At 71.3% G+C, this 20264-nt stretch carries 22 protein-coding genes; 6 read left to right on the top strand and 16 right to left on the bottom strand.

Annotated elements, in window-relative coordinates; all coding sequences use genetic code 11:
• Positions 1–7 precede the first annotated feature (7 nt).
• Positions 8–1213 (top strand): hypothetical protein, encoded by a 1206-nt coding sequence (locus KME79_RS14475; protein ID WP_246639829.1) that lies wholly within the window; start codon positions 8–10, stop codon positions 1211–1213.
• Here KME79_RS14475 and KME79_RS46285 read toward each other — a convergent pair.
• On the bottom strand, positions 1210–1428 hold the full coding sequence (locus KME79_RS46285; RefSeq protein WP_148036367.1) for a DUF4229 domain-containing protein: 219 nt from the start codon (positions 1426–1428) through the stop codon (positions 1210–1212). The two genes, KME79_RS14475 and KME79_RS46285, sit on opposite strands and share 4 nt — an antisense overlap.
• Positions 1429–1685: 257 nt before the next feature.
• Between KME79_RS46285 and KME79_RS14465 the strand changes: the two genes are divergently transcribed.
• Positions 1686–1907: a BldC family transcriptional regulator gene (locus KME79_RS14465; RefSeq protein WP_026214226.1), complete on the top strand. Its 222-nt coding sequence runs from the start codon at positions 1686–1688 to the stop codon at positions 1905–1907.
• A 191-nt stretch (positions 1908–2098) separates the two neighbouring features.
• Here the strand turns inward: KME79_RS14465 and KME79_RS14460 are convergent, their stop codons facing one another.
• Together KME79_RS14460 and KME79_RS14455 are read right to left on the bottom strand one after the other, a co-directional pair.
• Positions 2099–2341 (bottom strand): hypothetical protein, encoded by a 243-nt coding sequence (locus KME79_RS14460; protein WP_148036366.1) that lies wholly within the window; start codon positions 2339–2341, stop codon positions 2099–2101.
• 10 nt (positions 2342–2351) lie between these two features.
• Positions 2352–3347, bottom strand: a complete 996-nt coding sequence (locus tag KME79_RS14455) for a hypothetical protein (RefSeq protein ID WP_148036365.1) — start codon at positions 3345–3347, stop codon at positions 2352–2354.
• Between the two features lie 118 nt (positions 3348–3465).
• Here KME79_RS14455 and KME79_RS14450 point away from each other — a divergent pair, with 118 nt between their 5' ends.
• Positions 3466–3762, top strand: a complete 297-nt coding sequence (locus KME79_RS14450; RefSeq protein WP_148036364.1) for a PLD nuclease N-terminal domain-containing protein — start codon at positions 3466–3468, stop codon at positions 3760–3762.
• A gap of 93 nt (positions 3763–3855) precedes the next feature.
• Here KME79_RS14450 and ccsA read toward each other — a convergent pair whose 3' ends face one another.
• Genes ccsA through KME79_RS14425 form a run of 5 tightly spaced genes read right to left on the bottom strand, consistent with a single transcriptional unit; the run spans position 3856 to position 8349 of the window.
• Positions 3856–4824, bottom strand: a complete 969-nt coding sequence (gene ccsA / locus KME79_RS14445) for a cytochrome c biogenesis protein CcsA (protein WP_148036363.1) — start codon at positions 4822–4824, stop codon at positions 3856–3858.
• On the bottom strand, positions 4814–6370 hold the full coding sequence (resB, locus tag KME79_RS14440) for a cytochrome c biogenesis protein ResB (protein WP_219544847.1): 1557 nt from the start codon (positions 6368–6370) through the stop codon (positions 4814–4816). The genes ccsA and resB overlap by 11 nt, the downstream gene beginning before the upstream one ends.
• Complete coding sequence (locus tag KME79_RS14435) at positions 6370–7092, bottom strand: cytochrome c biogenesis CcdA family protein (protein ID WP_219544846.1); 723 nt, start codon at positions 7090–7092, stop codon at positions 6370–6372. The genes resB and KME79_RS14435 overlap by 1 nt, the downstream gene beginning before the upstream one ends.
• The gene (locus KME79_RS14430; protein ID WP_219544845.1) at positions 7085–7651 is read right to left on the bottom strand and encodes a TlpA family protein disulfide reductase; all 567 of its coding nucleotides are present in this window, start codon (positions 7649–7651) and stop codon (positions 7085–7087) included. The genes KME79_RS14435 and KME79_RS14430 overlap by 8 nt, the downstream gene beginning before the upstream one ends.
• A gap of 56 nt (positions 7652–7707) precedes the next feature.
• Positions 7708–8349: a histidine phosphatase family protein gene (locus KME79_RS14425; RefSeq protein WP_219544844.1), complete on the bottom strand. Its 642-nt coding sequence runs from the start codon at positions 8347–8349 to the stop codon at positions 7708–7710.
• Between the two features lie 91 nt (positions 8350–8440).
• Here KME79_RS14425 and KME79_RS14420 point away from each other — a divergent pair, with 91 nt between their 5' ends.
• Complete coding sequence (locus tag KME79_RS14420; RefSeq protein ID WP_219544843.1) at positions 8441–9301, top strand: EamA family transporter; 861 nt, start codon at positions 8441–8443, stop codon at positions 9299–9301.
• Here the strand turns inward: KME79_RS14420 and KME79_RS14415 are convergent.
• A complete protein-coding gene (locus KME79_RS14415) occupies positions 9294–10211 on the bottom strand; it encodes a LysR family transcriptional regulator (RefSeq protein ID WP_148036357.1) in 918 nt (305 codons plus the stop codon). The genes KME79_RS14420 and KME79_RS14415 overlap by 8 nt on opposite strands.
• A gap of 230 nt (positions 10212–10441) precedes the next feature.
• Between KME79_RS14415 and KME79_RS14410 the strand changes: the two genes are divergently transcribed.
• Together KME79_RS14410 and KME79_RS14405 are read left to right on the top strand one after the other, a co-directional pair.
• Positions 10442–11338: an EamA family transporter gene (locus KME79_RS14410; protein ID WP_308248910.1), complete on the top strand. Its 897-nt coding sequence runs from the start codon at positions 10442–10444 to the stop codon at positions 11336–11338.
• A 114-nt stretch (positions 11339–11452) separates the two neighbouring features.
• Entirely contained in the window at positions 11453–12736 is a 1284-nt protein-coding gene (locus KME79_RS14405; protein ID WP_219544842.1) for an ATP-binding protein, read from the top strand.
• Positions 12737–12778: 42 nt separating this feature from the next.
• On the opposite strand, the gene hemL is transcribed toward KME79_RS14405, so the two are convergent.
• The 7 genes from hemL to KME79_RS14370 all read right to left on the bottom strand — a co-directional run bounded on the left by hemL (position 12779) and on the right by KME79_RS14370 (position 20200).
• The gene (hemL, locus tag KME79_RS14400) at positions 12779–14068 is read right to left on the bottom strand and encodes a glutamate-1-semialdehyde 2,1-aminomutase (RefSeq protein WP_219544841.1); all 1290 of its coding nucleotides are present in this window, start codon (positions 14066–14068) and stop codon (positions 12779–12781) included.
• A gap of 10 nt (positions 14069–14078) precedes the next feature.
• Entirely contained in the window at positions 14079–14708 is a 630-nt protein-coding gene (locus KME79_RS14395; RefSeq protein WP_148036355.1) for a bifunctional DNA primase/polymerase, read from the bottom strand.
• Between the two features lie 129 nt (positions 14709–14837).
• Positions 14838–15821 carry a porphobilinogen synthase gene (hemB, locus tag KME79_RS14390; protein WP_219544840.1) on the bottom strand — a complete coding sequence of 328 codons (984 nt, stop codon included), beginning with the start codon at positions 15819–15821 and terminating at the stop codon, positions 14838–14840.
• Positions 15818–17362 (bottom strand): bifunctional uroporphyrinogen-III C-methyltransferase/uroporphyrinogen-III synthase, encoded by a 1545-nt coding sequence (locus KME79_RS14385; protein WP_219544839.1) that lies wholly within the window; start codon positions 17360–17362, stop codon positions 15818–15820. The genes hemB and KME79_RS14385 overlap by 4 nt, the downstream gene beginning before the upstream one ends.
• Positions 17359–18273 (bottom strand): hydroxymethylbilane synthase, encoded by a 915-nt coding sequence (hemC, locus tag KME79_RS14380; protein WP_148036352.1) that lies wholly within the window; start codon positions 18271–18273, stop codon positions 17359–17361. The genes KME79_RS14385 and hemC overlap by 4 nt, the downstream gene beginning before the upstream one ends.
• On the bottom strand, positions 18270–19526 hold the full coding sequence (locus KME79_RS14375) for a glutamyl-tRNA reductase (protein WP_219544838.1): 1257 nt from the start codon (positions 19524–19526) through the stop codon (positions 18270–18272). The genes hemC and KME79_RS14375 overlap by 4 nt, the downstream gene beginning before the upstream one ends.
• The gene (locus tag KME79_RS14370) at positions 19523–20200 is read right to left on the bottom strand and encodes a redox-sensing transcriptional repressor Rex (RefSeq protein ID WP_148036350.1); all 678 of its coding nucleotides are present in this window, start codon (positions 20198–20200) and stop codon (positions 19523–19525) included. The genes KME79_RS14375 and KME79_RS14370 overlap by 4 nt, the downstream gene beginning before the upstream one ends.
• Positions 20201–20264 lie beyond the last annotated feature (64 nt).

The following is a 20264-nucleotide window of genomic DNA, read 5'->3' as shown; positions in this document are numbered from 1 at the left end:
TTGCTGAATGCTTGCCCGAGTCGCCCTGGCGGCGATCATCGCAGCGGCCCCCACCGCGCATTCCGGCGTGGTCTCGGCCGACCCTGTCGACAGCACCCCTCACGTGCTCGACGGCATCGTCCACTCCATCACCGTCGTCGGCGGCGCCGTCGTCGTCGGCGGCTCCTTCAGCGAGGTGGCCGACGCGTCCAGGACCGTGAGGTACGCACGCGACAACCTGTTCGCCTACGACCTGCGGACCGGCCGCGTGCTGACCGGCTTCTCCCCCGACGTGGGAGGAACGGTCCACAGCCTGGCTCCCGGCCCCGACGGCACGGTCTACGTGGGCGGCGACTTCTCGGTCGTCGGCGCCACCCCGGCCCGCGCCCTGGCCCGGCTCGACCTGGCCACCGGCCGGCCGGTGAAGTCCTTCAAGCCGCGCGTTTCCGGCGGCGCCGTCACCACGCTCGCGCTGCGCGGCTCCCACCTCTACGCGGGCGGCGACTTCACCCGCCCGCGTGCCGCCCTGGCCCGGCTGGACGCCGCCACCGGCGCGGTCGACGCGGACTTCGGCGTCGTCCCCGGCGAGCCGCTCACCAGGAAGGTCAGGGTGCACGCCCTGGCTCTGACCAAGGACCGGTTGGTGGTCGACGGCAACTTCACCACCCTCGACGGGCACTCGCGCCCGCAGCTCGGCGTCGTGGACGTGAGCCGCCCCGTGGCCAGGGTCGCCCCGTGGCGCACCGGCGTCTACGCCGGCAAGTGCATGGAGGCGTTCCCCTGGTACGTGCGCGGCCTGGACGTCTCACCGGACGGCCGCTACTTCGTGGTCGTGACCACCGGCGGCCCGCGCCGCGGCATGTGCGACACCGCCGCCCGGTTCGAGACGTACGCGAGCAGCAAGGACCTCGAACCCACCTGGACCAACAGCACCGGCGGCGACTCGCTCTACTCGGTGTCGGTCACCGGCGCGGCCGTGTACGTGGGCGGCCACCAGCGCTGGCTGAACAATCCGCAGGGCCGCGACTCCGCAGGTCCGGGGGCGGTGCCGCGCGAGGGCATCGGGGCCATTCATCCGCGCACCGGAAAGGCGCTGAGTTGGAATCCGGGCCGGGAGCGCGGGATCGGCGTGAAGGCGTTTTACGCGCATCCCACAGGACTACTTGTCGGTAGCGACACGACGAGACTCGGTGGGGAGTACCATGCCCGGATTGGCATGTTCCCTCTGCCCTAGTCGTCCTGCGGCTTGGGGCGGTCCAGCTTGTTGCTGAGGCGGGCGCTCACCGCGTCACGCTGCTTGGACAGCAGGACGAAGCTGGCGAATCCGCTGACCAGGAACGCGCCCCCGATCAGGAGCAGGGGGTGCTGCAGCCCAGTCAGCCACAACACGCCGAAGGCAATGACGAACAGGCCGATCCGCGAGGCGGTGTAAACGAGAACGGGATGCACGGTGTCGAGATTACTCGGCCCCTCGCACCGCTCGCTCTTCGCATCGGGCGCGAGCGCTGCTACTGTTCCCAGTTAGGGTGTTTCGTAAAGAAACACCCACGAGAGCCCCAAAGAGGCTCTATCATATAACAATCGGGCAGTCAGCTGATAACAACCCGTGATCTTTGTAGAAAACCACGGATAAATCAGGCTTCGCTCGACACACTAGTTACCTGTCCGCCCGCTGGCAGGAAGCGGGATGCGAGGGGGAGAGATTGGTGGAGAGTAGCAGCGAGCGTCTGCTGACCCCTGGAGAGGTTGCCGCCCTCTTCCGGGTAGACCCAAAGACGGTTACGCGCTGGGCTGCGGCAGGCCGCATCAGCAGTATCCGCACCCCCGGAGGGCACCGGCGTTTCCGCGAGTCGGAAGTGCACGCCCTTCTCCGAGGCGAGGACGTTCTTACGGCCGACAGGCCGGCAGGTGAGTCCCCGCGCGTCTGACGTGCCGTCTGGTCGGTGATCCTGCGAGCCAGGATCACCGAGACGGGACCTCGGTCCGCGTGCTCACTGGTCCAACCCGCGGCGAGCACGGTGAAAGGCGCCAACCGCCGATCGTGGCTGGCGCCTGCCAGGCCGCCGAGCCGCCCCCGCCCCGGCGAGACTTCCTGCCCACTCTCCCCACTCCGGCGGACTCAGGTCTCGTCCTGGTCCGCCTTGAACGCCAGGAACTCCCGCTCCAGCGCGTCGTTCTCCTCCACCCAGCGACGCCGGCGCTCGGCGGCCTCCTCCTCGGTCACCGACTCGGGCAGCCATTGGCCGTAGTCGGGGTCGTCCGGCCCGATCTCCACGAAGCCGTTGCCGATCAGACGCCCGTCCTCGCTGGCCAGGCTCCGCGGCACCCTCAGGGTGCCGTCAGCGAGCCGGATGACGTACATGGCCTACCACCTAGATTCCGTAACGCCTGTTGAAGAACAGCATGACGTCGAGCGCCAGCCGCGTGTTGCCGCCGAGCATGTCCACCAGGGCCGGACGCTGGCGCGCGGCGATCGCGGCGAAGGCGTCGGCGAAGAACTCCTTGCGGCCCAGCCCGCCGCCCTGACGGTGGAACGCGGACACCAGCAGCGGCTCCACCCGCTCGAACAGCGCCGCGAAGTCCGGCGAGTCGGAGACCCACTCGCCGAACGCCGAGTCGATGTCGTCGATGGCGTGCCCCACCTCGTGCATCATCACGTCGGGCGTCGGCGACGGCCGGTCACCCACCACGATCTTGCGCTCGCCGTACGCGCCCGCGCAGATGTCCCAGGTGGCGCGGCCCGACGGCAGCGGCGCGCCGCGCAGGTAGCCCATGTCGTCCAGGTCGGGAACGCCGCCGGGGCCGACGTAGATGCCTTCGAGGCCGGCGGCCAGCTTCTCCTTGAGCCGGTCGGGCAGCCTCGCCAGACTCTCCACGGCCCGGACCACCTCGGGGGGCGGCGGGCCCAGCCTGGCGTCCCACTGGCGGTGCAGGATCCGCTCCAGCTTGCCGCAGTGGCGCAGCCCGTCGCCCATCGGCGGCGCGTCGGGGCGGTTGGGCTGCGCCCGGGGTAAGGCGTCCAGGAGCTCGAAGTCGTGCCAGGTGTAGCGCGGCTCCTCGACGACCGCGGCGGACAGCCGCTCGCGTCCCTCCCAACGGCGCGGCCGGTCCTTGTCACGGTCCTTCTCCGGACGGCGCGAGCGCTCGGGACGCTGGTCCTTCCCCGCGTGCCGGGACCGTTCCGGCTCCGCGGTGTCGCCCATGCCCGGCGGCCTGGCGTCGACCTCACGGGTACGGTTGCCGCGGCGGGCGGACCAGAACGAGCGCTCCGCCTCGGGTGGCGCCTCGGTGCGCCGGGAGAAGAGGTAGGACCCGCGCCGCCACCATCGGCCCCGCCGATGGCGTCCCTTGTCACTGGAAATGGCCATCGCACCTCTCGCCAGCCCGGGGGAACCGGGTTCCACGGTACGACGCAGATCTTCCTTAGTCATCCTGAATGGGACATCAGGTGGCACGATCGGTCTCAAGATGGCTTACAGTTCGGGCATGGCAGGTGTTCTAATCGGCCTGGCTCTTCTGGCCTTCTGGCTGTTCTCGTTGTTCGATGTCATCACGACCCCCGAGGAAGAGGTCCAGCAGTCCCCCAAAGCCGTGTGGTTGATCATCGTCGCCGCGGTCCCCATAGTCGGCGGCGTTTTCTGGATGATGCGCGGCCGTCCCAAGGCCGTCGTCGCGGCACGTCCGGTCGCCGGTGAGGCCGGGGTCATGCCCAAGGGCCCCGACGACGACCCCGACTTCCTGAAGGAGCTCGAGCGCCGCCTCCGCGGCGAGTCCGAGGCCTGACGGGCTCCCCCACACCCCCCGCCGACCCCCTCCGACCACAGAAGTGACACCCGGCGCCGCCACCGGGTGTCTTTCCGCTGCCCGCGGTACGCGTCAGCCGACGTCGGCGTAGCTGTGGAGCCCGGAGATGAAGATGTTCACGCCGAACAGGTTGAACAGCAGGCAGGCGAAGGCGACGAGCTGGACGATGGTCGCCTTGTTCCCGCGCCAGCCCGCCGTGACGCGGGCGTGGAGGTAGGCCGCGTAGCCGATCCAGGTGATGAACGACCAGACCTCCTTGGGGTCCCAGCCCCAGTAGCGGCCCCACGCCTTGTCAGCCCAGAGCGCGCCCGCGATGACGGCGAACGTCCACAGCGGGAACGCCACCACGATGGCCTTGTGCGCGACCTTCTCCAGGTCGTCCTTGGACGGCAGCCGCGACAGCCCGTCACCGCGGATCAGGTAGAGGACGCCCGACGCCCCGGCCAGCACGAACATGCCGCTGGCGAGGATCGCGGCCGAGACGTGGATGGCGATCCAGTAGGAGTTGAGCGCCGGCACCACCGGCCCCGCCACCGTGTAGAACTTGAGCACGGCCAGCCCGAGCCCGAGCGCGGCCGAGACCATGACGAAGGCGCCGAGGAAGCGGATGTTCTGCCGCAGGTGGGCGACCAGGAACGCGGTCACGGCGGCGAAGCAGATGGCCACCACGAACTCGTACATGTTGCCCCACGGCCACCGGTCGACGGCCAGGCCGCGCGTGGCGATGGCGGTCAGGTTGGCGGCCCAGCCGAGCCAGGCGATCACCAGCGCGACCGTGCCGGCCTTGCGCGCCCAGGCCGGCGGCTCGGGCCCCTCGGCCACGGCTCCGCCTGACGCCTCCGCGACCTCTCCCGGGTGCGGCGTGTCGCCCTCGGCGCCCACGCCCACCGGAACGCGGGCGCCGCCCCGTACCTGACGGGTCTCGGCGCGCGCCCGGCCGAACGCGAGCTCGACGGCGAACCCGATCATGGCTGCCAGGTAGAGCAGGACGGCGGCGACCACGAACAGGTCGCTCAGCTCTGCCAGTGTCTCAGCGGACATCCTTGTCTCCTGCTAGTTCCTTGACGATCTCGTCGAACTCCTCGGCGAACCCCGCCGCGGAGCCCTCGGTGCGGGTGAGCCCACCCACGTCGGCCCTGCCGTCCTTGACCCGCACCCACACCCGGCGGCGGCGGATCACGAGCGAGAACACGATGGCGATGGTGGCCGTGCCGGCCGCCAGCAGGGCCGGGAGCCGGCCGGGGTCGTAGGCGATCTGGAGCGTGATCCACTCCTTGACGCCGGTGAACTCCAGCTTGCCCGCCCCGCCGGGCAGCTCCAGCGACTTGCCCACGGCCAGCGGGTCGCCCGCCGCCTCGCCCATCACCAGCGGGTTGAGCTTCTTCATGATCTCGGGCGGGGCGAGCTCGTACACGGACTGCGGCACACCCGAGCGCAGCCCCAGGTCGCCGCTGAACGCGCCGAGAACCTGCACCTCCGGGACGACCGCGCCGGGGAAGGACGAGGCGTGACCGCCGTCCGTGAGCGGCGTGCTGGTCGGCAGGAAGCGCAGCAGGAACCCGAGCTGCGACGGCTGGGCGTCGGGCACCTTGACCACGCATCCGGAGGTGAGCGTCGGCTTGTCCTCGATGAGGCACGGCACCGGCCCCTCGAAGGCGACCTGCCCCTCGCCGTCGGTGACCCGGAACTCGGGGGCGTAGCCGTGGCCGATGAGGTAGGTCTGGGTGCCGTTGACGTCGAGCGGCTCGTTGACCTTCAGCTCGTAGTCGCGGGCGGGCGCGCCCGGCGAGTCGTTGACCTTGAGATGGGCGGAGTAGTCGAGCTCCTGGCCCGAGTTGTCGCCGCCCACCTGGTAGGTCGCCTGGAAGTCGCTCAGCTCGAACGCGAACGGCTCCAGCGACTCGGCGTTGACCCGCGGCCCCGGCATGTAGCGGTCGTAGGCGGCGACGGTGTTGGCGAACCCGTCGCCCTCGACCACGAGCACGTTGCCGCGGTAGCCGAACACGGAGCCGATGCCGACGGCCGCCAGCAGGCCGAGCAGCGCGACGTGGAAGAGCAGGTTGCCGGTCTCGCGCAGGTAGCCCTTCTCGGCGGCCACCCAGCCGTCTCCGGTGACCACCCGGAAGCGCAGTTTGCGCAGCCGCCGGGCGGCCTCCTCGACGGTCAGGTCGCTCTCGAAGGCGGCGTGGTGGGGCAGCCTGGACAGGTTGCGCGGCGCGGCGGGCGGCTTGCGGCGCAGCTCGCGCAGGTAGGTGCCGGTGCGCGGGACGATGCAGCCGATCAGCGAGGTGAACAGCAGCAGGTAGATGGCGGCGAACCAGACGGAGCTGAAGACGTCGAAGAGCTGGAACCGGTCGTACCAGACGGCCAGGTCCGGGCTCTCCTCGTAGAGGCGCGCCACCTGGTCGGGCTCGACGCCGCGCTGCGGGATCAGCGAGCCGGGGATGCTGGCCAGCGCGAACAGGAACAGCAGGAGCAGCGCCGTCTTCATCGAGGTGAGCGTGCGCCAGGACCAGCGGAGCCAGCCCGCCGGGCCGAGCCCCGCCCGCTTCGGCTCCTGCTTCCGCTCCAGGTCGGAGACAGTCATCAGATCACCGGCCTGAATCCGCCGATGAGCCCTTGCATGGTCGCGATCATCTCTCCCCACAGGCCGGTGACCAGGGCCACCCCGACGGCCACCATCATGCCGCCGCCGATCCTGGTGATCAGCCGGGAGTGGCGGCGGATGGCGCGGAAGGTGCGCAGCGCCTTGCTGTAGGCCAGGGCGGCGACGACGAACGGCAGCCCGAGCCCCAGCGCGTAGGCGACGGCCAGCAGCGCGCCGCGCGAGGCGCTGCCCTCGTTCAGCCCGAGCGTGAGCACCACGGCCAGAGTGGGCCCGATGCACGGCGTCCAGCCGAGCCCGAACACCACGCCGAGCAGCGGCGCCCCGGCGAGCCCGGCGGCGGGCAGCCGGTGGATGCGCACGTCGCGCATCAACTGCGGGAAGACGCCCATGAAGGCCAGCCCGAGCAGGATCGTCAGCACACCGAGCACCCGCGTGATCAGGTCGGCGTTGACCAGCATGGCCTGGCCGAGCTGCCCGAACAGGGCGCCGCTGAGCACGAACACGGCCCCGAACCCGGCCACGAACAGCGTGGTGCCGAGCACCAGCCGCCCCCGCTTGGGATCGTCGCTCATGCCCGTCACGTACGAGAGATAGCCCGGGACCAGCGGCAGCACGCACGGCGACAGGAACGACACCAGCCCCGCCAGCAACGCGATCGGCACGGCCAGCAGCAGGGAGCCGGACGCGACGACATCACTCATCGCGCACCTTGAGCACCGCGTTCTTCAGGTCGGTGTAGCGGACCGCGCCGAGCGCCCTGGCCGCGATCCGGCCCTGCTTGTCGATGATGAGCGTGGACGGGATGGCGGCGGGCGGCACCGTGCCCTGGAAGGCCAGGGCGACCTTGCCCGGCTGGTCGTAGATGCTCGGGTAACCCGTGCCCTCGGTGCGTTCGAAGGCCAGCGCGTCGGCCTTGCGGTCCTTGAAGTCGACGCCGATGAACTCCACGCCGCCGGCCTTGGTCTCGGCCGCGACCTCCTTGAGCACCGGGGCCTCGGCCCGGCAGGGCGCGCACCAGGACGCCCAGAAGTTGATCACGACGACCTTGCCCTTGTGCGCGGCCAGCGAGGCCGTGCCGCCGTCGAGGGTCGGGCCCTCGACCGCCGGCGCGGGCTTGCGGTCGGCGGCCTCGAACACCTGCATCTTCCCGTCGCCCGCGACGAACCGCGTGTCGCCCGCCTGCGGTTGCCCGCTCTGACTGCCGGCGCATCCCGTCACCAGAACGGCAAGGAGGACCAGGGAGATTGACTTGGCGCGCACGGGAGGAAGATCTCCTTGTACTACAAGCGGTAGAGCTTGCAACTCTACCGGCGCGGTCAGGCGCCCGGCACGCTGGGGCCCCTGTCGATCGACCCGGCAGGCTCGCTGTAGCCGACGCTGACGAGCCGGTCGCCCTCGAACGTGAACGAGGTCAGGCTGGCCAGGGCGCACTGCCTGCGTCTCGGGTCGTGCCAGAGCCTGCGCCGGCCCTCCGCCGCCATCCGGACGGCCCAGATGGGCAGCTGGTGGCTGACCATGACGACCTCGTGGCCGCGCCCCGCCTCCCTGGCGTCGTCGATGGCCGTGCGCATGCGCGCGACGATCACCGGATAGGGCTCGCCCCAGGAAGGACGCATCGGGTTCCAGAAGTAGCGGTAGTTGCGCGGGCTGCGCAGGATCTGCAGCCCTTGCCCGACGGCCCGGCCTTCGAGCAGGTTGCCGGCCTCCAGCAGCCGCTCCTCGATGATCACCTCAAGCCCGTGGGCGGCCGCGACGGGGGCCGCGGTCTCGCGGGCGCGCTCCAGCGGCGAGCTGTAGACGGCCACGATGTCGCGCCCGGACACCGCCTTGGCGACGGTCTTGGCCATCAGCTCGCCCGTCTCGGACAGGTGGTAGCCCGGCAGCCTGCCGTAGAGAATGCCGCCGGGATTGTGCACCTCACCGTGGCGCAGCAGGTGGACGACGGTGGTTTCAGCCATGGTGGCCTCAGCTTATCCGCTCGGCGGTCCCTGATCGCCAGGGCTGATCGCCGCCGGAGTAAAGTCGGGGCCTCCCGGAAGGAGCCGCCGATTGGATCCTCTGGCTCTGGTTCTCGTCCTGGTCGCGGCCGTCGCGCACGCGTCGTGGAACCTCCTGAGCAAGAAGGCCGCGCACGTCGACGGCCTGGTGTTCGTCTGGCTCGTGGCGGCGGCGGGCGCGGTGGTGTGGAGCCCGCTGTTCGCCGGGTTCCTGCTGGTGGCGCGACCCCGGGTGGGGTGGGCGGACCTGGCGGTGATCGGGGTCAGCACCGCGATCCACATGACGTACTTCCTGCTGCTGCAGCGGGGGTACGGCAGCGGCGACCTGTCGATCGTCTACCCGGTGGCGCGCGGCACGGGGCCGATGCTGGCGAGCCTGGTGGCGGTGCTGTTCCTGGGCGAGCGGCCGACGCCGGTGGGGATCGCCGGGATCCTCCTGGTGGGCGCCGGGGTGTTCCTGATGAGCGGGCGCGCCGGCGGGGCGGACCTGAAAGGGCTGGCGTTCGGGCTGGCCACCGGGGTGTTCATCGCCGCCTACACGGTGTGGGACTCGCGGGTGGTGAGCACCTTCGCGGTGGCCCCGATCCTGCTCAACTACCTGGGCGAGGTGGGGCGCATGATCGTGCTGGCCCCGTTCGTGCTGCGCGGGCGGCGGCGGGCGCTGATGGCGGCGGCCTGGCGGGCGCACCGGGGCACGATCGTGACGGCGGCGGTGCTCATCTTCGTGTCCTACCTGCTGGTGCTGGTGGCGTTCACCAGGGCGCCGGTGAGCCTGGTCGCGCCGGCGCGCGAGATCAGCGTGCTGATCGCGGTCGTGCTGGGCGGGCGGCTGCTCGCCGAGGACGGGCTGCGCCACCGCCTGCTGGCCGCGGGCGTGATCGTCGGCGGCGTGGTGGCCATCGCGCTCAGCTGATCCAGCCGTCCTGCGCGGTTTCGCCCGCCCGTACGAGAGCGTCGACCGTCGCCCTGATGGCGGGGCGGCGGGCGGCGTCGCTGCGCCAGAGCGCGTAGATCCGGCGGGTCTGGCGCGGCAGCAGGGGGACCAGCCGGACGCCCGCCGGCACCGGGTCGCGGCCCAGGCGCGGCACGATCGCGCAGCCGAGCCCGGCCGCGACCAGCGCGAGCTGGGTGGGGTACTCGTCGGCCATGGAGGCGATCTCCGGCTCCAGCTCGGCGCTGCGCAGCGTGAACACCAGCCAGTCGTGGCAGATGGTGCCGGGCGAGGAGCTGATCCACCGCTCGCCGCAGAGCGCGGACAGCTGGATCTCCCGTTCGCCGGCCAGCGGGTGGTTCGCGGGGAGCGCCACGTCGGCGATGTCCTCGAGCAGCGTCTTCCTGGAAAGACCGTCGGGGATGGGCATCGGCCGGTTGAGCCAGTCCTGCACGACCACCAGGTCGAGCTCTCCCCTGGCGACCTCGCGGACCACCCGTTCAGGCTCGCGCTCGTACAGCTGCACCGACAGGTCGGGGTGGCGCTGCCGGAGCTCGGCGAGGGTGAGCGGCATCAGGCCGCGGGCGGCGGTCGGGAACGCGCCCACGTTGAGCCGGCCGACGACCTGGCCGCGCAGCGCCTCGAAGTCGGCTTCGGCGGTCTCGACCAGGGCGAGGATGCGCTCGGCGTGCTCGGCGAGCAGCCCGGCGGCGTCCGTCAGCCGCACCCCGCGCCCGTTGCGCTCGACCAGCCGCGCGCCGGTCTCCCGCTCCAGCTTGGCTATCTGCTGCGACACGGCCGAGGGGGTGACCATCAGCGCGTCGGCGGCGGCTCCGACGGAGCCGTAGACGTGCACGGCGTGGAGGGCCTTGAGCCGGTTGAGGTCCAACATGTAAGCGAGTCTAAAGCGTTAAGCGTAGAAAGTCTCGCTTGTCCTTCACTCTGTAGCGTTGGAAAATAGTTGCATGCGAATCCTTAAGCCGAAGCAGAAGTCGTTCCAGTCCACCTCGTACCTGAAGACCCTCGCCGAGCAGGCCCGCGAGCAGCGCGCGGCCCGGGTCCGCAAGGCCGCCTAGATCGCCGCATGAACCCCGGGGCCGAGCCGCGATCCACAGGATCGCCGTGAACACGCTGAGACCCCCTCATCTGGCGCTCGCCATCGGGCTGGCCGCCGTCTGGGGGGTCAACTTCGTCGTCATGCAGGTGGGGCTGGAGCACTTCCCGCCCCTGCTGTACGCGGGCCTGCGGTTCGCGATGGCGGCCTTCCCCGCCCTGCTCCTGGTCGGCCGCCCGGCCGTGCCCTGGCGCTGGATCGCCGCGGTCGCCGCCACGACCGGCGCCGGCCAGTTCGCCCTGCTGCTCGTGGGCATGCGGGCCGGCATGCCGGCCGGGCTGACCTCGCTGGTCCTGCAGATGCAGGTGCTGTTCACGATCCTGTTCGCGGTGACGCTCCTCGGCGAGCGTCTCACCGCGCGCCGGGTGACGGGCCTGGCCGTCGCGTTCGGCGGCCTGGCCCTGGTGGCGCTCGACTTCGGCGCCTCCGGCCCGATCGGCGCCTTCGCCCTGTGCGTCGCCGCCGCCGCGGCCTGGGGCCTCGGCAACATCGCCCAGCGCAAGGCCGCCCCGCCCGACTCGCTGCGCTTCATGGTCTGGGTCAGCGCCCTGTCGTCGCCGCCGCTCCTGCTCCTGTCACTCTGGCTGGAGGGCGTCCCCACCCTGACGGCCCCGCTGGAGGGCTGGCTGTCCCTCCTGTACGTGGCCTTCGTCTCGACACTCGTCGGCTTCGGCGTCTGGGGCTTCCTCCTGCGCCGCTACGACGCCTCCACCGTCGCCCCCTACACGCTCCTCGTGCCGGTCTTCGGCATGACCTCGGCCGCCCTCTTCACCGGCGAGCCCCTCACCTGGCTCCGCGTCGCCGCCGCCGCCCTGATCGTCACCGGCGTCCTGTACGCGGGCACCCGCCGGCGAACCCCCGCGCCGTCCTCCCGCGAACCGGGGAAAACCGCGCTCGCGAAATAGCGACTCACCGCACGGCAGATCAGGGAAAACTTGCCCCGCGAATCAGGGGTTGAGTCTCCGGCAGATCTGGGAGACTGTGGTTCGCGGATCGCGAATGCGCACGTGGGAGGTCAGATGGATCTCGTGCCCCGGCTCGCCGCGAGCCGACTCAGGGAGCTGCTCAGCGAGCTGCGGATCGTCGTGGTCAACGGCCCCCGCCAGTGCGGCAAGACGACCCTCCTGCAATCGTGCAGGCGCTTCGGCGACGCCACCTTCGCCGCACTCGACGACCCGTCACAGCTCGCGATCGCCCGCGACGATCCGCGGACCTTCGCCCGTCAGCAGCCGCAGCCCGTCATCATCGACGAGATCCAGCGAGCCGGCGACGCCTTGGTCCTGGCCATCAAGCAGGTCGTGGACGAGGACTGGCGCCCCGGCCAGTTCGTCCTCTCCGGGTCCACGCGATTCCTCAGCGTGCCGACCCTGTCGGAGTCTCTCGCGGGACGGGTGGCCTTCGTCGACCTGTGGCCCTTCGCCGTGGCCGAACGCACCGGCGGCACAGGCGGCTTCTGCGACCAGGTGTTCGCCGATCCAGCGTCGGTGACCGAGCCGCGGTCAGCCTGGACGCGGGAGGACTACCTCCGGCTGATCTGCCAGGGCAGCTATCCCGAGGTCCTTCGCCTCAGTTCCCCTCTCGCCCTGCGCACCTGGTTCCGCGGCTACCTCGACACCGTGATCTCCCACGACATCCGCGAGTTCGCGCACGTCACCAAGGCGAGCTCGATCCCCGACCTGATCGCTCTCGTAGCCGCCCGCGCGAGCGGGCAGCTCGTCCTGGCCCAGCTCGCCAACAGCCTCGGGCTCGACGCGGCGACCGTCCGCTCCTATCTCGCCTACCTGGAGACGGTCTTTCTCGTGGCCTCCGCGCCCGCCTGGTCGAACAACTTCTCCTCCCGGGTGACGCACGCGCCGAAGACCTACGTCACCGACAGCGGCCTGGCCGCCTACCTGCTCGACGTGGACGCCGAAGCCCTGCGCGCACCCGGCCACCCGGCTCTCGGCGGGCTGCTCGAGACCTTCGTCTTCGCCGAACTGCTCAAGCTGACGACGTTCACCCAGCGGCACGTCACCCTGCGCCACTACCGAGACCGGGACAAACGCGAGGTCGATTTCATTCTGGAACGCCGGGACGGCACCGTCATCGGCATCGAGGTCAAGGCCTCGGCCACGCCCAAGCCGGACGACGCCCGGCACCTGCGCTGGCTGAGGGACAACCTGGGCGACCGCTTCCGCGCCGGGTACGTGCTCCACCTCGGCGACACGAACCTGCCGTCGGGCGACCGGATCTTCTTCACCCCGCTGTCGGCCCTCTGGGACCACGCCGCCCCGGCCGGTCTCACCCCACGTCTACCTGACTAGACCGCCTCACACCCGAGGGGCCGGGCTCCGGCGCGGCGCCCGTCAGAGGACCGCGGCGGCGGCCTTGGCGGCGGCGGGAAGGGCGTCGGCGACCCGGGCCAGCGCGTCGTCGCCGTGGGAGGCCGACAGGAACCACGCCTCGTACGCCGACGGCGGCAGATAGACCCCCTGGTCGAGCATGCTGTGGAAGAACGCCCGGTAGGCAGCCGTGTTCTGCGTCTGGGCGTCGGCGAAGTCCGTGACCTGCCGGTCGGTGAAGAAGATGGAGAACAGGTTGCCCGCCGTCTGCAGCCGGTGCGGCACGCCGGCGGCCGTCAGCGCCGAGGTGGCGGCCTCGGCGACGGCGCGGGCGGCGGCGCCGACCTCGGCGTAGGCGGCGTCGTCGAGCGCGCGCAGTGTGGCCAGCCCGGCGGCGCAGGCCAGCGGGTTGCCCGACAGGGTGCCCGCCTGGTAGACGGGACCCTCGGGAGCCAGATGCGCCGTGACGTCGGCGCGCCCGCCGAACGCCGCCGCCGGGAGCCCTCCGCCCATGACCTTGCCGAACGTCATCAGGTCGGCCTCGACCGGGTCCAGCCCGTACCATCCGGAGCGCGAGACGCGGAAGCCCGTCAGGACCTCGTCCACGATGAGCAGCGCCCCGTGGCGGGTGCACAGCTCGCGCAGGCGGCTGTTGAAGCCGTCGAGCGGCGGCACGATGCCCATGTTGGCCGGGCACGCCTCGGTGATGACGCAGGCGATCTCCGCCGCCTCGAAGGCCTGCTCGACCAGGTCGATCGCGTTGTAGGGCAGCACGATCGTGTCGGCCGCCGAGGCGCCGGTCACGCCAGGCGTGTCGGGCAGCCCGAACGTGGCCACCCCCGACCCGGCCGACGCCAGCAGCGCGTCGACGTGACCGTGGTAGCAGCCGGCGAACTTGACGACCTTGGACCGGCCGGTGAACCCGCGGGCCAGCCGCACCGCGCTCATCGTCGCCTCGGTGCCGGAGCTGACCAGCCGCACCTTCTCCACGGGCGCCACCCGGGCCACGATCTCCTCGGCCAGCTCGACCTCTCCCGGGGTCGCGGTCCCGTACGAGAAGCCGCGCGAGGCCGCCTCGGCCACCGCCTCCACGACCGCGGGGTGCCGGTGACCCAGGATCATCGGACCCCACGAGCACACCAGGTCGACGTAGCGGTTGCCGTCGGCGTCGGTGATGTAGGGCCCCTGGCCGGAGACCATGAAGCGCGGCGTGCCGCCGACCGCGCCGAACGCGCGGACCGGAGAGTTCACCCCGCCCGGCACGACGGCGCTGGCGCGGGCGAACAGATCGTCGGAGTTCTTTGTACGGCTCACGCGAAACAGGTTAGTCGGCGAGCCACTCCAGCACGCGGAGCGGGTCGGGGAGCGGGCGGCCGTCGGGGGTGCGCAGCCAGGAGACGGGCTGTCCGGTGGTGAGGGTGGACGGCGGGGCGAGGACGTAGCTGTCGCGGCAGTGCCAGCGCAGGCCAGGCGTGTCCTCGATGGTGGCCGGGTCACAGTCGAGCTGACAGGACCACCACTCGTCCTCGTCGTCGGGGTTGCCGCGGGTGGCCACATAGAACAGGACCCGGTCGCCGTTGGCGGCGACCGGGCCTGAGGGAGCTCCGGCGGCGTCGATCCTGGCGAGGGCCGACAGGCCGGTGGAGAGCGGCACGTCGAACACGTCGAACACGCGTCCGGTGGGCAGGATGACGTTGGCCTCGGGGTCGTTGCGCCACCAGCGGGTGAGCTGCGCCGTGTCGGTCGTGGCCTGCATGTTCCAGGCGGGCGACAGCGGGTGGGCGCCCGGGTCGGGACAGCCGACGCGGTCACACGAGCAGGCGCGGGGGCCGTTGCGCAGCGGATGAGCGCCCGGCACGGCCGGCCATCCCAGAGCGGCGTAGCCGAGGACGGCGTCGAGCCGCGAATGCCGCGGTTTCCTTCTGGTACGGCGAGCCAGAGGTACCCCCACCATGGTGTCTCCCGTCGAAGTCACCGTGCCTGAGGCAGTCCCGTCTCCTGGCCTGGCGCACACGCGGGACACACCAGCACGTCTTATGGCACTCTAACGCACACGTCTCAGGACATGACCCGAACCCCATGGTTAGAGGCGGCGTGCCACCTCGGTCGCCCAGTAAGTGAGGATCAGGTCGGCCCCGGCGCGCTTGATCGACACCAGCGACTCCATGATCATGCGGTCGCGGTCGACCCAGCCGTTGGCGGCGGCGGCCTCGATCATCGCGTACTCGCCGCTCACCTGGTAGGCGGCGACGGGCACGTCCACCTCGTCACGGAAGCGGCGGATGACGTCGAGGTAGGCGAGCGCGGGCTTGACCATGACGGCGTCGGCCCCTTCGGCCAGGTCGAGCCTGGCCTCGCGGAGCGCCTCCTCCAGCGGGCCCGCCGGGTCCTGCTGGTGACTGGCCCGGTCGCCGAACTGGGGCGCGCACTCGGCGGCGTCCCTGAACGGCCCGTAGAAGGCCGAGGCGTACTTGGCCGTGTAGGCGAGGATCGGGACGCCGGTGAACCCGTCGGCGTCGAGCGCCGCCCTGATGGCCCCGACCTGGCCGTCCATCATGCCGCTCGGCGCCACCATCTGGGAGCCGGCCCTGACCTGCGCGACCGCGATGGACGCGTAGCGCTCCAGGGTGGCGTCGTTGTCGACCTCGCCGCTCTCGGTGAGGATGCCGCAGTGGCCGTTGTCGGTGAACTCGTCGAGGCAGGTGTCGGCCATCACCACGATGGCGTCGCCGACCTCGGCGCTCACGTCGCGCAGCGCCACCTGAAGGATGCCGCCGGGGTCGTCGGCGGCCGAGCCGCGGGCGTCCTTGACGGCGGGCACGCCGAACAGGATCAGCCCGCCGACGCCGGCCTCGGCCGCGTCGAGCGCGGCCTTCCGCAGCGAGTCGCGGCTGTGCTGGTAGACGCCGGGCATGGAGCCGACCGGGTGGGGCTCCGCGATGCCCTCCTTGACGAACAGGGGCAGGATCAGGTCGGCGGGGTGCAGGCGGGTGCCGGCCACCATCCTGCGCAGCGCCGGGGTGCGGCGCAGCCTGCGCGGGCGGGCGACGGGGAACTCGGCGCTCACTTGGCCCTCCTTCTGGCGCCCCTGCGGTTCTGGGACGGCTTGCGCGGGGTGTCGCCGGCGGAGAGCGCCGCCGACCGCTGCTTGGCGCCGAACTCCGCCAGCGCTGTCGCCAGGGCCGAGGCGGAGGGCTTGCTCGCCATGACGTCCACGCGCAGCCCGAACTCCTCGGCCGTCTTGGCCGTCTGCGGCCCGATCACGGCGATGATCGTGACGTTGTGCGGCTTGCCGGCGATGCCGACGAGGTTGCGTACGGTCGAGGACGAGGTGAACAGCACGGCGTCGAAGCCGCCGCCCTTGATCGCCTCGCGGATCGGGGCGGGCGGCGGCGCGGCCCGCACGGTGCGGTAGGCGGTGACGTCGTCACACTCCCAGCCGAGCTCGGTGAGCCCGGCGACGAGCGTGTCGGTCGAGATGTCGGCCCTGGGCAGCAGCACCCGGTTGATCGGGTCGAGCATCGAGTCGTACGGCGGCCACTCGTCCACGAGCCCTTCCGACGACTGCTCGCCGGAGGGCAGCAGGTCGGGCCGGACGCCGAACTCGATCAGCGCCCGCGCGGTGGCGTCGCCGACCGCGGCGACCTTGAGCCCGGCGAAGGCACGCGCGTCGAGCCCGTACTCCTCGAACTTCTCCCGCACCGCCTTGACGGCGTTGGCGCTGGTGAAGACCACCCACTCGTAGCGGCCGGTGACCAGGCCCTTGATGGCGCGGTCCATCTGCTGCGGGGTGCGCGGCGGCTCGACCGAGATGGTCGGCACCTCCTCCGGCACCGCGCCGTACGAGACGAGCTGCTCGGACAGGGCCTGGGACTGCTCCCTCGTGCGCGGGACCAGCACCCGCCAGCCGAACAGCGGCTTGGTCTCGAACCACGACAGCGTGTTGCGCATGCGGACGGCCTCGCCCACCGTGATCAGGGCGGGCTCGGCCAGCGCGGCGTGCTTGAGGTCGGCCTGCAGCCTGCCGAGGGTGGACACCACGGTGTGCTGCTCGGTGGTGGTGCCTGAAGCGGTGACGGCCACCGGAGTGGTGTCGGGCTTGCCCCCGCCGATCAGCGCCTTGCCGATGGCCACGGCCTCGGGCAGGCCGTTGTAGATGACGAGCGTGCCGGGGCAGGCGGCGTGGGAGGCCCAGTCCTGCTCCCGGGCGGCGTCGACGACGCGGAACTCCGGCGTCGACATCGCGGAGGGGATGCCCGCGTAGGCGAGCACGGCGGTCGCGGACGGCACGCCGGGCACGATCTCGAAGTCCACCTCAGCCGCGGCGCAGGCCGCGACCTCCTCGGAGACCGAGGAGAACAGCATCGGGTCGCCCTCGCACAGGCGCACGACGAGCCGGCCGGCGGCGGCGTGGCCGAGGTAGTCGCCCTCGGTCACCTCCACCTCGGGCCGGCTGTGACGGAGCAGGGACCGGTGGGCCTCCACACCCGGAACGACGACGTCTGCCTTGCCGAGCAGCTCGGCGCCACGCAGCGTGAGGAGGTTGGGATCACCGGGCCCGGCGCCAACGAACGCGACGAAACCGGAGGTAGGACTATCGGAGCTCAATGGGAATGCTCCCCCATCAATCTGTCGGCCCCTTCGCGAAGCATCTCGGCCGCGAGCCGGCGACCCAGATCTTCCGCCTCCGAAGGAGAGCCGGCGGTGGACTTGCGCACCGCCTGACGGCCGTCGACAGCGACGACCGCGGCGGTCAGGTTGAGAGTCTGCCCGTCATCGAGCCCGAAAGCACCCACAGGGGCAGAGCAGCCCGCTTCGAGCGCGGCCAGGATGGCCCGCTCGGCGGCCACCGCGGAGCGGGTCCGCGGGTCGTCGAGCTGACCGAGGAACTCGACCATGTCGGCCCGGTCGGCGAGGCACTCCACGGCCAGCGAGCCCTGGCCCGGGGCGGGCAGCACCCGGTCGACCTCGAAGATCTCGGCGATCTCGGCGGTCCGCCCGATCCTGGTGAGGCCGGCCGAGGCGAGCACGACCGCGTCCAGCTCGCCGGCGGCGATCTTGCCGATGCGGGTCTCGGCGTTGCCGCGGATCGGCACGTACTCCAGGTCGGGACGGAGCGCGCGGAGCATGGCGACGCGGCGCGGCGAGCCCGTGCCGACGCGGGCGCCCGGCGGCAGGTCGGCGAACTTGGCCGGGCCGACGAGCGCGTCGCGGTGGTCGTGGCGGGTGGGGAGCGCGGCCAGCTCGATACGCGGGTCGGGCTTGGTCGGCAGGTCCTTCAGGGAGTGGACGGCGAAGTCGATCTCGCCTTCGAGCAGCTTGTCGCGCAGCGCGCTGACGAACACGCCGGTGCCGCCGAGCTGGGCCAGGTGGGCCTTGCTCACGTCGCCGAACGTCGTGACGCCGACGAGCTCGATGGCGCGTCCGGTGTGTTCTGTGTAGGCGTCGGCGACCATCCGCGACTGCGTCGTGGCCATCAGGCTGCGACGGGTGCCCAGCTTCAAGGGCTGCGGGGTCACAGCTCTACCTCCCTTACGGCTTCGGGCATCTTCGGATCCAGGTCGAACAGCTCGCGCAGCGCTTCCGCATAATGATCGCCTCCAGGAGAGGTGGCGAGCCGCTTGACACGCACAGTGGGCTCGTGCAGGAGCTTGTCGACGACCCTCTGCACGGTCAGGGTCACCTCGTCCCTGGTCTTCTCGTCCAGGCCGGGCACCCTCATCATCAGCCTGCCCAGCTCGGACTCGACCACCCCCGCGGCCTTGCTGCGCAGCGCCACCACCGTCGGGGTGACGCGGGAGGCACGGGCGGCGTCGAGGTAGGCGGTCAGCTCCTCGGCGAGGAGCCAGCGCGCGGAACGCACCGCGTCGCCCTCACGGTAGCCGATGCCGGACTCGTGGATGGTCTCCAGGTCGACCAGGGTGACGCCGGGGACGGCGCGCACGGCCGGGTCGATGTCGTGGGGCAGCGCCAGGTCGAGCAGGAACGCGCCGCGCGTCACCATGTCGGCGGTGATCACGTGGCGGCCGGCGCCGGTGCAGGTGATGACGAGGTCGGCGTCGGCCAGCTCGCGGCCGACCGCGCCGAACTCCACCGCCCGGCCGCCGACGGACGCGGCCAGCCGGGCGCCGCGCTCGTACGTACGGTTGGCGATGACGATGTCGGTCACCCCTGCGCGCGCGAGCGTCACGGCGGCCAGGGAGCTCATCGAGCCCGCGCCGACCACCAGCGCGCGCCGTCCGGCCAGCTCGCCGGCCAGCGCCAGGCCGGCGCTCACCAGGGAGGCGCCGGCCTTGTCGATGCCGGTTTCGGTCTGGGCCCGCTTGCCGACCCGCAGCGCGTGCTGGGCCAGTTCGTTCAGGGTGGCGCCGACGGTGCCGTGCTTCTGGGCGAGCTTGAGCGCCTGGCGTACCTGGCCGAGGATCTGGCCCTCGCCGACCACCATCGAGTCGAGGCCGCACACGACGGAGAACAGGTGCTCGACGGCCTGCTCCTCGTAGTGCACGTAAAGGTGCGGGGTCAGCTCGTCGACGGGCACGCCGGAGTGGCGGCTGAGCAGCCCGGTGACGGCGGAGACGGCCGCGTGGAAGCGGTCGACGGCGGTGTAGACCTCGACCCTGTTGCAGGTCGAGACCACGAAGGTCTCCGCCACGCACAGGTCTTCCTGCACGTCGTGCAGCAGCTTGGTCAGCGCGTCGCCGGTCACGGACACGCGTTCCAGCATGGCCACCGGGGCGGTCCGGTGGCTCAGGCCGATCGCCAGAACGCTCATTGCGTGTCCACTGCCATGAGTGGCCCCCCAGCCTTGCGTTGCTCGTGGAACGCCAGAATCTGCAGCTCGATGGAAAGGTCGACCTTCCGGACGTCGACGGTGTCCGGGACGGTGAGGACCACCGGAGCGAAGTTGAGGATGCTGGTGACGCCAGCCGCAACCACACGATCGCACACTTCCTGTGCCGCCGCCGCCGGTGTAGCCAGAACCACGATCGAGACTCCACGCCGCTTGATCGCGGCTTCTAGCGCATCAATATGTTCAACATTCAACCCCGCAATGGTGTCGCCCACGACTTCGGGGTCGGCGTCGAACATCGCGGCGACGCGGAAACCCCTGGAGACGAAGCCGCCGTAGTTGGCCAGCGCGCGGCCGAGGTTGCCGATGCCGACGATGGCGACGGCCCAGTCTTGCGTCAGGCCCAGCTCACGGGAGATCTGGTAGACGAGGTACTCCACGTCGTAGCCGACGCCGCGGGTGCCGTAGGAGCCCAGGTGCGACAGGTCCTTGCGGAGCTTGGCCGAGTTGACCCCGGCCGCGGAGGCGAGGTCCTCCGAGCTGACCGTCGCGATCCCCCGCTCCGCCATCAAGTGCAGCGCCCGCAGGTACAACGGCAGCCTGGCGACCGTAGCCTCGGGGATGCCGCGATCGCGGGGGTGGGACGGACTCTTCACCTGCGGGAGCTCCAGGGGAACGGGCGGCGGTGAGCCGCGTGGCGGGATGGAACCGTCTTTCAGG

The organism is Nonomuraea harbinensis (assembly GCF_019396385.1).
In the GTDB taxonomy this organism is placed as follows: Bacteria; Actinomycetota; Actinomycetes; order Streptosporangiales; family Streptosporangiaceae; genus Nonomuraea; species Nonomuraea ferruginea.
The sequence above is the reverse complement of the archived record's forward strand: the minus strand, read 5'-3'. Positions and strand labels throughout refer to the sequence as shown.

Bases quoted from the DNA above. Each gene is read 5' to 3' on its own strand.
- ccsA (WP_148036363.1), bottom strand. From the start codon at position 4,824: ATGTCCGCTGAGACACTGGCAGAGCTGAGCGACCTGTTCGTGGTCGCC.
- KME79_RS14375 (WP_219544838.1), bottom strand. From the start codon at position 19,526: ATGAGCGTTCTGGCGATCGGCCTGAGCCACCGGACCGCCCCGGTGGCC.
- KME79_RS14415 (WP_148036357.1), bottom strand. From the start codon at position 10,211: ATGTTGGACCTCAACCGGCTCAAGGCCCTCCACGCCGTGCACGTCTAC.
- KME79_RS14475 (WP_246639829.1), top strand. From the start codon at position 8: ATGCTTGCCCGAGTCGCCCTGGCGGCGATCATCGCAGCGGCCCCCACC.
- KME79_RS14450 (WP_148036364.1), top strand. From the start codon at position 3,466: ATGGCAGGTGTTCTAATCGGCCTGGCTCTTCTGGCCTTCTGGCTGTTC.
- KME79_RS14435 (WP_219544846.1), bottom strand. From the start codon at position 7,092: ATGAGTGATGTCGTCGCGTCCGGCTCCCTGCTGCTGGCCGTGCCGATC.
- KME79_RS14395 (WP_148036355.1), bottom strand. From the start codon at position 14,708: ATGGTGGGGGTACCTCTGGCTCGCCGTACCAGAAGGAAACCGCGGCAT.
- KME79_RS14460 (WP_148036366.1), bottom strand. From the start codon at position 2,341: ATGTACGTCATCCGGCTCGCTGACGGCACCCTGAGGGTGCCGCGGAGC.
- KME79_RS14405 (WP_219544842.1), top strand. From the start codon at position 11,453: ATGGATCTCGTGCCCCGGCTCGCCGCGAGCCGACTCAGGGAGCTGCTC.
- KME79_RS14455 (WP_148036365.1), bottom strand. From the start codon at position 3,347: ATGGCCATTTCCAGTGACAAGGGACGCCATCGGCGGGGCCGATGGTGG.
- resB (WP_219544847.1), bottom strand. From the start codon at position 6,370: ATGACTGTCTCCGACCTGGAGCGGAAGCAGGAGCCGAAGCGGGCGGGG.
- KME79_RS14425 (WP_219544844.1), bottom strand. From the start codon at position 8,349: ATGGCTGAAACCACCGTCGTCCACCTGCTGCGCCACGGTGAGGTGCAC.